9 protein-coding genes, 6 tRNA genes and 1 rRNA gene are annotated in these 14,306 nt (G+C 46.1%); 6 read left to right on the forward strand and 10 right to left on the reverse strand.

The features are described from left to right. Positions 1-10: 10 nt before the first annotated feature. The 6 genes from EPB59_RS12050 to EPB59_RS12075 form a co-directional block, all read right to left on the reverse strand. Entirely contained in the window at positions 11-1,726 is a 1,716-nt protein-coding gene (locus tag EPB59_RS12050; RefSeq protein ID WP_154172965.1) for a dipeptide ABC transporter ATP-binding protein, read from the reverse strand. Between the two features lie 790 nt (positions 1,727-2,516). Then, positions 2,517-2,593, reverse strand: a tRNA-Pro gene (locus tag EPB59_RS12055). Positions 2,594-2,654: 61 nt separating this feature from the next. Beyond that, positions 2,655-2,730 (reverse strand) — tRNA-His (locus EPB59_RS12060). 71 nt (positions 2,731-2,801) lie between these two features. Then, positions 2,802-2,878: transfer RNA gene (locus tag EPB59_RS12065), tRNA-Pro, on the reverse strand. Between the two features lie 61 nt (positions 2,879-2,939). Next, positions 2,940-3,015 (reverse strand) — tRNA-His (locus EPB59_RS12070). Positions 3,016-3,050: 35 nt separating this feature from the next. Further along, positions 3,051-3,127, reverse strand: a tRNA-Arg gene (locus EPB59_RS12075). A gap of 289 nt (positions 3,128-3,416) precedes the next feature. Here EPB59_RS12075 and EPB59_RS12080 point away from each other — a divergent pair. Next, entirely contained in the window at positions 3,417-3,824 is a 408-nt protein-coding gene (locus EPB59_RS12080; protein WP_154172967.1) for a c-type cytochrome, read from the forward strand. Between the two features lie 51 nt (positions 3,825-3,875). Here the strand turns inward: EPB59_RS12080 and rep are convergent, their stop codons facing one another. Further along, the gene (rep, locus tag EPB59_RS12085) at positions 3,876-5,891 is read right to left on the reverse strand and encodes a DNA helicase Rep (RefSeq protein ID WP_154172969.1); all 2,016 of its coding nucleotides are present in this window, start codon (positions 5,889-5,891) and stop codon (positions 3,876-3,878) included. Between the two features lie 161 nt (positions 5,892-6,052). On the opposite strand from rep, the gene vexR reads away from it, so the two are divergent. The 4 genes from vexR to ubiK all read left to right on the forward strand — a co-directional run bounded on the left by vexR (position 6,053) and on the right by ubiK (position 11,251). Beyond that, a complete protein-coding gene (vexR, locus tag EPB59_RS12090) occupies positions 6,053-6,634 on the forward strand; it encodes a TetR family transcriptional regulator VexR (protein ID WP_154172971.1) in 582 nt (193 codons plus the stop codon). An 18-nt stretch (positions 6,635-6,652) separates the two neighbouring features. After that, a complete protein-coding gene (locus EPB59_RS12095; protein WP_055051900.1) occupies positions 6,653-7,759 on the forward strand; it encodes an efflux RND transporter periplasmic adaptor subunit in 1,107 nt (368 codons plus the stop codon). An 11-nt stretch (positions 7,760-7,770) separates the two neighbouring features. Next, a complete protein-coding gene (gene vexB / locus EPB59_RS12100; protein ID WP_055031704.1) occupies positions 7,771-10,881 on the forward strand; it encodes a multidrug efflux RND transporter permease subunit VexB in 3,111 nt (1,036 codons plus the stop codon). A 118-nt stretch (positions 10,882-10,999) separates the two neighbouring features. Further along, on the forward strand, positions 11,000-11,251 hold the full coding sequence (ubiK, locus tag EPB59_RS12105) for a ubiquinone biosynthesis accessory factor UbiK (protein ID WP_000458935.1): 252 nt from the start codon (positions 11,000-11,002) through the stop codon (positions 11,249-11,251). Positions 11,252-11,383: 132 nt separating this feature from the next. Here ubiK and ilvC read toward each other — a convergent pair whose 3' ends face one another. After that, the gene (gene ilvC, locus EPB59_RS12110) at positions 11,384-12,868 is read right to left on the reverse strand and encodes a ketol-acid reductoisomerase (RefSeq protein WP_154172973.1); all 1,485 of its coding nucleotides are present in this window, start codon (positions 12,866-12,868) and stop codon (positions 11,384-11,386) included. A gap of 138 nt (positions 12,869-13,006) precedes the next feature. Between ilvC and ilvY the strand changes: the two genes are divergently transcribed. Beyond that, positions 13,007-13,903, forward strand: a complete 897-nt coding sequence (gene ilvY / locus EPB59_RS12115; RefSeq protein WP_154172975.1) for an HTH-type transcriptional activator IlvY — start codon at positions 13,007-13,009, stop codon at positions 13,901-13,903. Between the two features lie 111 nt (positions 13,904-14,014). Here the strand turns inward: ilvY and EPB59_RS12120 are convergent. After that, positions 14,015-14,105, reverse strand: a tRNA-Ser gene (locus EPB59_RS12120). Between the two features lie 47 nt (positions 14,106-14,152). Then, a 5S ribosomal RNA gene (gene rrf, locus EPB59_RS12125) occupies positions 14,153-14,268 on the reverse strand. Positions 14,269-14,306 lie beyond the last annotated feature (38 nt).

Below are 14,306 nucleotides of genomic sequence, written 5' to 3' on the forward strand. Positions count from 1 at the left end.
TGGTTAACGGCTATGCTGCCGTAGTACTTTCGCGTAAGCCTGTAAACTCAGGCATTAAGGAAATCAATTTCTTACTGTATTCGTGCTGCGGATCCGTAAAGAGTTGCTCCGTCGGAGCCACTTCTAACAGCGTACCCATCTGCATGACCCCGACGCGATCGCACATCTGGCGGATCACCGGTAAGTCATGGCTGATAAACAACATGGTCAAATTCAGCTCATCTTGCAGATCTTTGAGCAAATTCAGGATTTGCGCCTGCACCGACACATCCAGCGCCGAGGTAGGTTCATCACAAATCAGCAGACGCGGACGCGTCGCGAGCGCGCGTGCAATCGAGATCCGTTGACGCTGGCCACCTGAAAATTCATGGGGATACTTCAAGCCTGCCATCTTGCCTAAACCAACATGCTCAAGCAGATCATTGACGATTTGTCGGGTTTCACTCTCGCTACGAGTCAGTTTATGAAAACGGATCGGCTCGGCGATAATGTCGAAAATCTTCATCCGCGGGTTCATCGAGGTATACGGGTTTTGGAACACCATCTGCATTTGGCGACGCATTGGGCGGCGCTCATGCTCAGATTTTAGTGCTGTTAAATCAATGCCTTCAAAAGTCACACGCCCATCATTGGGTTGATACAAACCGGCGATCACGCGCGCAATGGTCGATTTCCCTGAACCAGACTCACCAACCAAACCAAAGGTTTCCCCTTCGTGAACTTCAAAGCTGACGTTATTCGAAGCTTGTACATACTCACGGCGGCTCTCAAACAGGGAATCTTTGGTCACAAAGCGCAGATTTACATTTTCCACTTTCAGTAATGAACCACTGTATTTACGGTGGTCTTGGCTTTGCCCCAACCAATGATTCTTAACATCAAAAGGCCTAAGCTCCTTCGCTTCTTCGATATAGCTCACCAGAGGAAAACGATCCAACTTCCGATCAGAACGAGGAACCGCCGAAATCAAACTGCGCGTGTAAGGATGCTCTGGCGTACCAAGCACTTTCGCCGTTGGCCCAAACTCAACCAAATCACCACGGTACATCACTGCTACGCGGTCAGTCACATTCGAAACCACACCCATATCGTGAGTGACCAGCATACAGCCGACATTATTCTTCTTACATAACTCACGGATCAGGCTCAAGATTTGGTCTTGAATCGACACATCGAGTGCCGTGGTTGGCTCATCGGCAATGATCAAATCGGGCTCACCGGCCAACGCGATCGCAATCACTACACGTTGGCGCATACCACCTGAAAATTGGTGAGGGTATTGCTTAAGACGGTTTTCTGGTTGCGGAATACCCACCTGCTTCATCAGTGACAAAGCACGTTGATACGCCTCTTGAGCACTCACCTGCATGTTGGCATGAATGGTTTCCGTTAATTGATGCTCAACGGTAAACAACGGGTTCAGTGATGTCATCGGATCTTGGAAAATAAAACCGATTTTACTGCCACGCACTGCACGCATCGCTTGCGGAGAAAGACCCGATATTTTCTTGCCGTTTAAATACACCTCACCACCAGCAATGGTTCCGGGAGGGCTTAATAAATCGATAACCGCGTTGCCGACGGTGGATTTTCCAGCACCCGATTCACCCACCACACCAACAATTTCACCGCGTTGGATATCTAAAGTAAGTGATTTCACCGCCGCATGCACACCGTGACGGGAAGGGTATTCAATTCTAAGATTTTTGACTTCTAAAAGTGACATTCCATCAGACCTCTACAGCTGAGGCAGTACTCTGCCCTGTCTGAAGCACATCAGCGAAAAAAGGCGAGACTGATGTACATTTTGCATCCATTCGAATCAGAACAATATTCTGACAATTTATAAGCTTCTCAATTTGGCAAATCTTTCACACAAAAGCAACAAAGAGAGGATAAAAAATCGTCCTTAAGCAGGAACAATTTCCACAAAACACTGAATATGCAAAATAATCGCATATATTATTGGTCTTACCATTTTTAATTTATTGAAAAAACCTCAACACACCTAGTATTTGTTGCTGTAAATTATCCAATTCATAACAGGAGATAAAATAGCCAATGAATAATTTATCCCACACTCAAAAATGCCAATTTAACAAAAAACAAACAACCATGCGTTAAGCCTTTAATTAAAACCCATTAAACATCTCATTAAAAAGCCAATATCTAGTCATAAAGTCCAAACAAAAGCTAAAAATACCAATGTAAAAACCATAAAACCGCAATAAAACCATATTCAGAACTAGAACAAAAGCAGGGTAAAATCCAATCCATAACCCAGTTCTATCGATGAATTGTCGGCAAGATCGCAACTTATTAGAGATAAACAAGACCCAACATCCACACCAGATGCATAAACGAAAATCGATAGGAAAAACGATCTATTCAGAATAAAGATAAAATATCCGCTGAAGTTATAACCGATGTACTTCAGAGAGCAGGGGAGCAAAGGGGAGAAATAATAAAGAGGCAGAAATGCAAAAAGCCTCAGCAAATGCTGAGGCTTTGAAGAGTGGTCGGTGAAGAGGGATTCGAACCCCCGACCCTCTGGTCCCAAACCAGATGCGCTACCAAACTGCGCTATTCACCGACTTTATTTTGCTTAAGAAGCTTTCTTAAGACAGGAGATAATTTATTATCACCTAAATAAATGGGGTGGCTAATGGGACTCGAACCCACGACAACCGGAATCACAATCCGGGGCTCTACCAACTGAGCTATAGCCACCACTGAAGCTTGTAATAACCGCTTGTCTGCCGTTATTTCAGACTACGCTCACTGCCTAGTCTTTCAATAAGTGGTCGGTGAAGAGGGATTCGAACCCCCGACCCTCTGGTCCCAAACCAGATGCGCTACCAAACTGCGCTATTCACCGACTTTGTTTTGCTTAAGAAGCTTTCTTAAGACAGGAGATAATTTATTATCACCTAGATAAATGGGGTGGCTAATGGGACTCGAACCCACGACAACCGGAATCACAATCCGGGGCTCTACCAACTGAGCTATAGCCACCACTGAAATTCTTTACCGATATTCCCCGGGCGAAATGGCGCGCCCGAAAGGATTTGAACCTTCGACCTTTGGCTCCGGAGGCCAACGCTCTATCCAGCTGAGCTACGGGCGCATGCCCTATCGGCGGAGTGGAATAATACGTATATCACATTAGGGCGTCTAGTGTTTTTTTTACTTTTTTTACTGTTTGGCGCCTTTTTCATCAGATGCTTGCTACTATTCCCTTATAAAGGTTGTGACTCACCGCCGGAAGATCGCAACTTGTTGTTTATTGCAACAACTTCTCAGGATATAATCACCCAAAATTTACATTGATTTAACAGCAATTACCGTCTGTTAAATTGAAACACTCTAAAAATAATAGGTAAGCAGCACTTACCTTCGGAATGTAAAGTGAGTTAATGGATATGTCTCGATCACTCTTAAGCGTACTGTTCGCTGCTCTAACATTTTCAACAGCAGCGTTTGCCACTACTGATGCCGAAAAAAATGCAATTGCAGAACGCATCAAACCCGTAGGTAATGTCTATCTTGCTGGCAGTGAGCCAGTTAAAGCAGAACCGACCGGACCACGTGAAGGCTCTCAAGTTTATGGGACTTTCTGTATTGCTTGTCACGCATCAGGGGTGAGCGGTGCGCCGAAAATTGGTAATGCGGCCGAATGGGGACCACGTATTGCCCAAGGTAAAGATGTGTTGAAAAATCATGCACTAAACGGCTTCAATGCCATGCCACCAAAAGGCACTTGTATGGATTGTTCCGATGATGAGATTATGGCGGCAATTGAACATATGACCGCGGGTCTATAATCGCGAAGATTGAATCATAAAAAGGGCTTGTTCTAACAAGCCCTTTTTATTTTACTTCTTAAACATCGCCCGTAAATTGGCGATATGTGCTTGCCCTTTCGCCATACGCTCTTCTTGTGTCACAGGTTTTTTCTTCGCTTCCCACTCGATATCGTCTTGGGGCAACTCATCCAAAAAGCGGCTTTGCGAAGGTTTGATCAGTTCACCAAACTGACGACGCTCTTTACACACCATAAATGTCAACTCACGCTGTGCTCGGGTGATGCCGACATACATTAAGCGGCGTTCTTCCTCGACATTCTCTTCATCAATACTGGTTTGGTGCGGCAAAATCCCCTCTTCTGCACCAATCAGGTACACATAAGGAAATTCCAACCCTTTTGAGGCATGCAGTGTCATGAGCTGTACTGCATCACTATCGTCATTCTCTTCACCACGCTCCATCATGTCGCGCAGGGTTAAGCGTTGAACAACTTCTTTGAGGGTTTTCTCTTCTTGATCTGGGTTATCACCCTCTAAATCGGCCACAATCCACGAATAAAGATCGGAGACGTTTTTCATGCGCATTTCGGCCGCTTTCGGACTGGCGGAAGTCTCATACAACCAATCTTCGTAGCGAATATCACGCACTAATGCGCGCACCGCTTCCACCGTGTTACCACGCTCAGCATTATCAGCAATCGCCACCAACCACTCGGTGAAGCGGCGTAAGTTATCAAGCCCTCGCCCCGCCAAGTGTTGCTCTAAACCAAGCTCGAAACTCGCGGCAAACAGGCTTTTGCCCCGCATATTGGCGTAACTGCCTAACTTTTCGAGCGTAGCAGGGCCGATTTCGCGTTTCGGCGTATTCACAATACGCAGAAATGCGTTGTCATCATCAGGGTTCACTAGCACTCGCAAGTAAGCCATGATGTCTTTGATCTCTGCGCGCGCAAAAAACGAAGTGCCACCGGAAAGTTTGTAGGGTACACGGTTTTGGGTAAGGGATTTTTCAATCAGTCGCGATTGATGGTTTCCGCGATAAAGAATCGCGTAATCTCGGTACTCAGTTCGATTCAGAAACTTATGGGCGATGATTTCTGCGGTCACTCGCTCTGCTTCATGATCTTCATTATTGGCCAGTATGACCTTGAGCTTTTCCCCTTCCGCTAACTCAGAAAAGAGCGCCTTTTGGTAAACGTGGGGGTTATTGGCAATTAAGATGTTCGCCGCACGCAAAATGCGGCTCGTAGAGCGGTAATTCTGCTCCAACTTAATTAGTTTTAAACTCGGAAAGTCTTCACCAAGTAGCACTAAGTTTTGTGGCTTCGCACCGCGCCATGAATAAATGGATTGGTCATCATCACCCACCACAGTTAAACGGCCACGCTCACCGACCAGAAGCTTCACTAATTCATACTGGCTAGTGTTGGTGTCTTGATATTCATCCACCAGCAGATAGCGAATACGATTTTGCCAACGTTGGCGAACTTCTTCATTGCTGCGTAGCAGTAACACCGGTAGCAAGATCAAATCATCAAAATCGAGTGCGTTGTAAGACTGCATCTGTTTTTGGTACAGCTCAAAACAGTGAGCAAACAGTTGCTGCTGCTCACCTTTCGCCATGGCTTTGGCTTGTGGCGGAGTCAGCATGTCATTTTTCCAGTTGGAAATGGTGCTCAGTAGCGAACGCAGTAAATCTTTATCACCATCCAGCTGCTTTTCAGTCAATTCTTTGAGTAGCGCGAGCTGATCTTGATCGTCAAACAGTGAAAAGCCCGCTTTAAGGCCGAGAGCCTTGAATTCACGGCGAATGATATTTAAGCCAAGGGTGTGGAAGGTGGACACCATTAATCCGCGCGACTCACCTTTACCGAGCGTTTGAGCAACGCGTTCTTTCATTTCACGCGCGGCTTTATTGGTAAACGTCACTGCCGCAATATTGCGTGCTTTATAACCACACTGTTGAACCAAATAGGCAATTTTATTGGTGATCACACGAGTTTTACCCGAGCCAGCGCCTGCCAATACCAAACAGGGTCCAGAGACGTATTTGACGGCTTCATCTTGTCTTGGGTTCAGCTTCATGGTGCTCTTAATCCTCTCAAATCTAGCCGACAATAATAATCTGCTAGTCTTGGATTACCAACAAAGAAACTTTCTTTACAAAATTTTACTGCACAGATGTATTGCAAAACAGGGGGGATTAGCCGCTATAATGAACAAACGTTCATTTTCAGAGAAATGTGATGTCAGAATTGGTGCGCTGCGATAAACAGCTCCAAATCTTAATCGCTGCAGAAAAACTGATTGCAGAACAAGGCTTTCATGGTCTTTCTATGCATAAGGTGGCCAAAGCAGCGAATATGGCGACGGGAACTATTTATCGTTACTTCCGCGATAAAGATCATTTATTGATTGAAGTGCGTTTGCATGTCAGTCAAAGAATCGCAGAAGCAGTACAAGCCAATCTCAAAGATGACATGTCTTTGCAAGAACGTTTCCGTACTATGTGGCTTAATATTTGGACGTTGGCTGGCTCTTGTCGTGACATTATCAGTAATCGAGTGCAGTATGAGTCTTTACCAACAACAACTTGTTGCAACGTAAGGGAACTAGAGCAGAAAATGTTTGCCAAAGTCGAATTATTGTTCGACCAAGGAAAACAACAAGGACTTTTCAAACCTCTCGATAACCATCTTCTTTCTGCGTTGAGTTTTGAAACTACAGTCACTCTTGCTCGTAAATACGCTTTAGGTTTTTATCAACTGGATGATTCAACTCTCGATGCAATGATTCAAGCCAGTTGGGATGCTATTACTCAACACTAATTTGGAGTTCGCACCAGAATGAAAAAGTGGACATTTTTTATGTTGCTTATCGCAATCTTGCTGTTTGGCAGTGTGATAGGCTTCAATCTTTTCAAACAAAAGAAAATTGCCGAATACATGGCAAATCGTCCTGAGCCAGAATTTCCGGTGACGGTAACCACGGTGAATCCTGTCGATTGGGTTCCGGTCATTGAAGCGATCGGTTTTATTGAGCCAAACCAAGGTGTGACTTTGACCAGCGAAACTTCTGGTGTTATTGATCAAATCCTATTTGAATCAGGCACTCAAGTTTCCAAAGAACAACCGCTGGTATTGCTCGATTCTTCTGTTGAAAAAGCCAATTTAAAAAGCTCTGAAGCTCGCTTCCCGGCAGCAAAGGCGAAATATGAGCGCTACAAAGGTCTGTTTGCGAAAGGCTCTATCTCGAAAGAATCTTATGACGAAGCTGAAGCGAACTACTACTCTCTCGCCGCAGATATTGACGGTTTAAAAGCCAGCATTGCTCGCCGTGAAATCAAAGCTCCATTCGCAGGCGTGATCGGTATTCGTAATGTGTTTCTAGGCCAATACCTACAACCAGGAACGGATATTGTTCGCCTAGAAGACACCAGCGTGATGCGCCTACGTTTTACGGTGCCACAAACCGATATTTCGCGCATCTCGCTTAATCAAGAAGTCGACATTTTCGTTGATTCTTACCCACAAACTTCATTTAAAGGTTCGATTTCAGCCATTGAACCTGCGGTGAGCGTACAAAGTGGTTTGATCCAAGTACAAGCAAATATTCCAAATAGTGATGGCAAACTGCGTAGCGGTATGTTCGCGCGTGCCAACATTATTCTGCCGAAGTTGGAGAACCAAGTCACCTTGCCACAAACCGCCATTACCTACACGCTCTACGGTGACAATGTTTATACCGTGACCGAGGAAAACGGCGAGAAACGCGTACAGCAACATGTGGTAAAAGTGGGTGAGCGTACTGAGTCAATTGCTCACATTCTGGAAGGCGTGAAACCGGGCGATGTCGTTGTTACGACAGGTCAGGTGCGTCTAAGTAACGGTGCTAAAGTTCGTATTGTTGAAAGCGATGCAACTACACCACCAGCAGAAACCCCAATGCTGTAAGCGGAGGCATCATGCGCTTTACTGATGTTTTTATAAAACGTCCAGTTTTAGCGGTATCCATCAGCTTTTTGATCGTACTGCTTGGTTTGCAAGCGATCTTCAAAATGCAGGTGCGTGAATACCCTGAAATGACCAATACCGTGATTACGGTAAGTACTGGCTATTACGGTGCCAGTGCTGATCTGATCCAAGGCTTTATCACCCAGCCGCTAGAACAAGCGGTCGCACAAGCCGATAACATTGATTTCATGACGTCACAATCGGTTCTCGGCCGCTCGACGATTACGGTAACCATGAAGCTCAACACCGATCCTAATGCGGCGTTGTCGGATGTATTGGCGAAAACCAACTCTGTTCGTTCACAGCTACCAAAAGAGTCGGAAGACCCAACCGTGACCATGTCGACTGGTTCAACGACGGCGGTACTGTACATTGGTTTTACTAGTGAAGAGTTGGCCTCTAGCCAAATCACTGACTACTTAGAGCGAGTGGTTAATCCACAGCTTTACGCAGTCAATGGTGTATCCAGTATCGATCTGTACGGTGGTATGAAATACGCTCTGCGCGTGTGGTTGGATCCTGCCAAAATGGCAGCACTCAACCTGTCTGCTGCTGATGTGATGAGCATTCTGAATGCTAACAACTATCAGTCGGCCACAGGTCAAGCGATCGGTGAGTTCGTGCTCTACAACGGCAGTGCCGATACTCAGGTATCGACCGTTGAAGAACTGGAAAACCTGGTGGTGAAAGCCGAGAAAGGTAATGTGACTCGTCTGGGTGATATTGCTAAAGTGACGCTAGCAAAGAGCCATGATACTTATCGTGCAAGTGCTAACGGCCGTGAAGCAGTGGTTGCTGCAATCAATGCGGCGCCAAGTGCTAACCCAATCAATATTGCGAAAGATGTGCTCGACATGCTGCCTGAACTGCAGAAAAACATGCCAAGCAACATCAAAATGAACGTGCTGTATGACTCCACGGTTGCGATCAATGAGTCAATCCACGAGGTAATCAAAACCATCGTAGAAGCAGCACTGATCGTTCTGGTCGTGATCACTCTGTTCTTGGGCTCGCTGCGTGCCGTAATCATCCCGATTGTCACTATCCCGCTTTCACTGATTGGTGTAGCGATGGTGATGCAGATGATGGGCTTCTCTTGGAACCTGATGACTCTGCTGGCGATGGTACTTGCGATCGGTCTGGTCGTAGACGATGCGATCGTAGTTCTGGAGAACGTTGACCGTCACATCAAAGAAGGGGAATCGCCTTTCCGTGCGGCGATCATTGGTACCCGTGAAATTGCCATCCCTGTTATTGCGATGACGCTCACCCTAGGTGCGGTATATGCCCCAATCGCGTTGATGGGCGGCATTACCGGTGCTCTATTCAAGGAGTTTGCGTTAACACTGGCCGGTTCGGTATTTGTCTCTGGCATTATCGCACTGACCTTGTCTCCAATGATGTGTTCAAAAATGCTCAAGGCGAATGAAGCGCCAAACAAATTTGAACTGAAAGTGCATCATTTGCTAGATCGCATGACAGCGCGTTATGAGCGCATGCTGAGCGCAGTGATGACTCATCGTCCTGTGGTTATCGCGTTTGCATTTATCGTATTTGCTAGTCTTCCAATGCTGTTCAAGTTCATCCCAAGTGAACTGGCACCTTCGGAAGATAAAGGGGTGGTCATGTTGATGGGTACAGGCCCATCAAATGCGAACCTCGACTATCTGGCGAATACGATGGATGATGTGAATAAAATTCTGTCTGATCAGCCTGAAGTACAATTTGCTCAGGTGTTTACCGGTGTACCTAGCTCAAATCAGGCGTTTGGTATTGCGTCAATGGTGCCATGGAGTCAACGTGAAGCAAGCCAAGCGGATGTCACCAACCGTGTGGGTACCCTGGTAAAAGAGATCCCTGGTATGGCGGTAACCGCCTTCCAAATGCCAGAGTTGCCTGGTGCAGGTTCAGGTCTACCGATTCAGTTTGTTATCACTACGCCAAACAGCTTTGAAAGCCTGTTTACGATCGCGACCGATATTCTGACCGAAGTAAAATCAAGCCCGATGTTCGTCTACTCGGATCTTAACCTCAACTTCGATTCGGCTACGATGAAGATCAATATCGATAAAGACAAAGCCGGTGCTTACGGCGTGACCATGCAAGACATCGGCATCACACTCAGCACCATGATGGCCGACGGTTATGTAAACCGCATCGACCTCAATGGCCGATCTTACGAAGTGATCCCACAAGTAGAACGTAAATGGCGTCTCAATCCGCAATCTATGAACAATTACTATGTTCGTGCGGCGGATGGCAAAGTGATTCCTCTAGGCAGCCTGATCACGATTGATGTCGTTGCGGAGCCTCGTTCTCTGCCACACTTCAACCAGCTAAACTCTGCCACCGTGGGTGCAGTACCTTCACCAGGTACCGCAATGGGTGATGCAATTAACTGGTTTGAAAACTTGGCTAGTAGCAAACTGCCTAAAGGCTACAACCATGATTACATGGGTGAAGCTCGTCAATATGTAACTGAAGGTAGCGCACTGTATGCGACGTTTGGTCTAGCATTGGCGATCATCTTCTTGGTTCTGGCGATTCAATTTGAATCTCTCAAAGATCCATTGGTTATCATGGTCTCTGTACCATTGGCGATTTGTGGTGCGTTGATCGCACTGGCATGGGGAACCGCGACGATGAACATCTACTCACAAGTAGGTCTGATCACCCTCGTGGGTCTTATCACCAAACACGGTATTTTGATTTGTGAAGTGGCTAAAGAAGAGCAGCTACACAACAAACTCAGCCGAATCGATGCCGTCATGCATGCAGCAAAAGTGCGTTTACGCCCAATCTTGATGACTACAGCGGCGATGATTGCAGGCCTCATCCCACTGATGTACGCCACCGGAGCAGGGGCTGCTCAACGCTTCAGTATCGGTATTGTTATCGTCTCTGGTTTGGCGATTGGTACACTGTTTACTCTGTTTGTACTACCTGTGATTTACAGCTACCTCGCAGAGAAACACAAACCACTGCCGGTATTTGTCGAAGACAAAGATCTGGAGAAGTTGGCACGTATTGACGAAGCGAAAGCCGCTCATCGTCAACTGTAATCCCGGCGCTCAGACTCAATCACAAAAGGCCATTTCGATGGCCTTTTTTCTTGCCTAATCTAACGACATCGCCAGCTGAATTGCATAGAATGTTGGCAACTTAACAGGAGTAACCACTATGTTTGATGCAAAGAAACTCGAGCAGATCGCCAAGCAAATCCATGAAGCCATGCCACAACCCGTGAAAGAACTGGGCGCTGATGTAGAACAGAAAGTGCGTCAAGTCATTCAAGGCCAGCTCAATAAACTGGATGTGGTAAGCCGTGAAGAGTTTGATGTTCAGACCCAAGTTTTATTACGCACTCGCCAGAAGCTGACTGAATTAGAACAGAAGATGGCCGAACTCGAAGCTAAATTAGCCGATAAATAAACGCTAGAGCCATAGACTAAACACTCAGTCACTGAGTGACCCAATAAAGAAAGGCTTAGTCATACGACTAAGCCTTCTTGGTTTTTATTATAGTGTGTTGTTGTGTTTGCTTTGGAAAACTAAATTAAGAAATTAGTCGCCCACCGCGATACGCTTCATATCTTTCATATAGCCGCGCAATTCTTCGCCAATGTACTCCACTGGATGATTGCGGATGATGCTGTTCACTTCGATAAGCGTTGCATTGTCCACTTGGTTAGATACCGCACCCAAACCTTTACCAATTACATCCGTGCTTACTTTCGGCATGAACTTTTCACGCAGCAGCGGCACAGCCACATTCGCAAACAGGTAGTTACCGTACTCAGCTGTGTCAGAAATCACCACGTTCATTTCATACAGACGTTTACGAGCCACAGTATTCGCAATCAGTGGTAGCTCATGCAGTGATTCATAGTAAGCCGATTCATCGATGATGCCTGAAGCGGTCATCGCTTCAAACGCTAGCTCAACCCCAGCGCGCACCATTGCAATCATCAAAATACCGTTATCAAAGTATTCTTGTTCTGCAATTTTCACATCTGTTGTTGGGTAGTTTTCGAATGCAGTCTCAGCCGTTTCTGCACGCCAGCCAAACAGATCTTTATCGTCATTCGCCCAGTCAGCCATCATAGTGCTTGAGAAATGGCCAGAGATGATGTCATCCATATGCTTGTTGTACAGAGGACGCATCAAATCTTTCAGCTCTTCAGACAACTCAAATGCTCTGATTTTGGCAGGGTTAGAGAGGCGATCCATCATATGCGTGATACCACCAAACTTCAGTGCTTCAGTCACGGTTTCCCAACCAAATTGCAGAAGCTTACCTGCATAACCAGGATCGATACCATCAGCAACCATCTTCTCGTAACAAACGATAGAACCAGCTTGCAGCATGCCACACAAAATGGTTTGCTCGCCCATCAGATCGGATTTTACTTCCGCAACGAAAGAAGAAGCCAAACAACCCGCGCGATGGCCACCTGTTGCAGCTGCCCACGCTTTAGCAATTTCCCAACCTTCACCTTGTGGATCATTTTCTGGGTGAACTGCGATCAGAGTCGGAACACCGAAACCACGCTTATATTCTTCACGAACTTCCGTACCAGGACATTTTGGTGCCACCATCACTACCGTGATGTCTTTACGGATCTGCATGCCCTCTTCAACGATATTAAAACCGTGTGAGTAACCTAGCGCTGCACCTTGCTTCATCAGTGGCATAACGGCATTAACAACACTGGTATGCTGCTTATCAGGAGTCAGGTTAACCACCAAATCCGCCGTCGGAATGAGTTGCTCATAACTGCCAACATTAAAACCATTGTTTTTTGCATTTTTGAATGACTGACGCTGTTCATCAATCGCAGCCTGACGCAAAGCGTAAGAAACATCTAAACCAGAATCACGCATGTTTAGGCCTTGGTTCAGGCCTTGAGCACCACAGCCTACGATCACCACTTTCTTACCTTTTAGGTAGTCAGCTTCGGTTGCAAACTCTTCACGCGCCATAAAACGGCAACGACCAAGTTGATCCAACTGTTCACGCAAGTTGAGCGTATTGAAATAATTCGCCATGTGGGTGCTCCTTAATAAATGATTCCGTTAAGTCGGTGCGATATGACCGAATAAACTCATACTAAGCCAGAGACAAAATTGCGCAAAGTGATATATTCACAACTAGTTATTGCAACAAATGCAACATAGGACTCTTTTGTGAACATCAAAACCTTGCAGATATTCATGCATCTGTGCGACTGCAAAAACTTCAGTAAAACAGCGGCGGCGATGCATCTCAGCCCTTCGGCACTGAGTCGACAAATACAGAAGCTTGAGCAGGACTTAGGTCACACGCTATTTCTGCGTGATAACCGTAGTGTCGAATTGACACCAGCCGCTCATCGATTACTTCCTGTCGCGGCACGCATCATTAACGATTGGCGACAACTCACTACTGAACTCAATGACCATAGCCAAGAACTGCGCGGTGAAATAAAACTATTCTGTTCCGTTACCGCCAGCTATAGCCATCTACCAGAGTTACTCAGTTCATTTCGCCTCAAACACCCGTATATCGAATTCAAATTGCTGACTGGCGATCCGGCGCAAGCGATCGATAAGATTCTGCAAGACGAAGCCGATATTGCGATTTCAGCTATGCCAGAACAGCTGCCGAGCCGCATCGAGTTCGCCACTATTAGTGAGATTCCTCTGTCAGTCATTGCCCCGCTTGGGATCAGCAGCTTTGTCGATGAACTACAAAAAGAGCAGCCTGATTGGAACTCAATACCGTTTATTGTTCCCGAGTCGGGAACCGCACGAGATAGAGCCAATATCTGGTTTAAGCAAATGAAGATAAAGCCCAATATCTACGCCCAGATCGCAGGGCATGAAGCAATCGTCAGCTTGGTGGCTCTCGGGTGTGGTGTAGGCATCGCGCCTGATGTGGTTATCAATAACAGCCCCGTGCGTGACAAGGTTCAGCGTTTAAGCGTCACACCCATAAAACCCTTTATGCTCGGTGTTTGCTGTAAACGTTCACAGTTAGATAATCCACTTGTCCAAGCGCTGTGGCGGGTTGTTTCTATAAAGAAAAGCGTTGTTGATAAATAAAGAACTTTAGAAAAATAGGCTATCGCTACTTTATCGATAACCTTTTTATTGAAAATAAAAACGACGGAAATGCAAAAAGGCCGCTGAATTATCAGCGACCTTTCTTAATAGTGGCGGAGAGATAGGGATTTGAACCCTAGGATAGCTATTAACCATCGCCGGTTTTCAAGACCGGTGCTTTCAACCACTCAGCCATCTCTCCGCAAATTGTGTGCTAATAGCATGGTAACACTATCAGCGAGATTCAAAGCCTGGCGATGTTCTACTCTCACATGGGGAAACCCCACACTACCATCGACGCTGTTTCGTTTCACTTCTGAGTTCGGGATGGAGTCAGGTGGGTCCAAAACGCTATGGTCGCCAAGCAAAATTTTAAAATCTGGAAAGCTGTCTTCGTTCTCAC

This window comes from Vibrio metoecus (assembly GCF_009665255.1).
Taxonomy (GTDB): Bacteria; Pseudomonadota; Gammaproteobacteria; order Enterobacterales; family Vibrionaceae; genus Vibrio; species Vibrio metoecus_B.

Excerpts from the sequence above, each read along its gene's own strand:
- EPB59_RS12050 (WP_154172965.1), bottom strand. The coding sequence starts at position 1,726 with ATGTCACTTTTAGAAGTCAAAAATCTTAGAATTGAATACCCTTCCCGT.
- EPB59_RS12080 (WP_154172967.1), top strand. The coding sequence starts at position 3,417 with ATGGATATGTCTCGATCACTCTTAAGCGTACTGTTCGCTGCTCTAACA.
- rep (WP_154172969.1), bottom strand. The coding sequence starts at position 5,891 with ATGAAGCTGAACCCAAGACAAGATGAAGCCGTCAAATACGTCTCTGGA.
- vexR (WP_154172971.1), top strand. The coding sequence starts at position 6,053 with ATGTCAGAATTGGTGCGCTGCGATAAACAGCTCCAAATCTTAATCGCT.
- EPB59_RS12095 (WP_055051900.1), top strand. The coding sequence starts at position 6,653 with ATGAAAAAGTGGACATTTTTTATGTTGCTTATCGCAATCTTGCTGTTT.
- vexB (WP_055031704.1), top strand. The coding sequence starts at position 7,771 with ATGCGCTTTACTGATGTTTTTATAAAACGTCCAGTTTTAGCGGTATCC.
- ubiK (WP_000458935.1), top strand. The coding sequence starts at position 11,000 with ATGTTTGATGCAAAGAAACTCGAGCAGATCGCCAAGCAAATCCATGAA.
- ilvC (WP_154172973.1), bottom strand. The coding sequence starts at position 12,868 with ATGGCGAATTATTTCAATACGCTCAACTTGCGTGAACAGTTGGATCAA.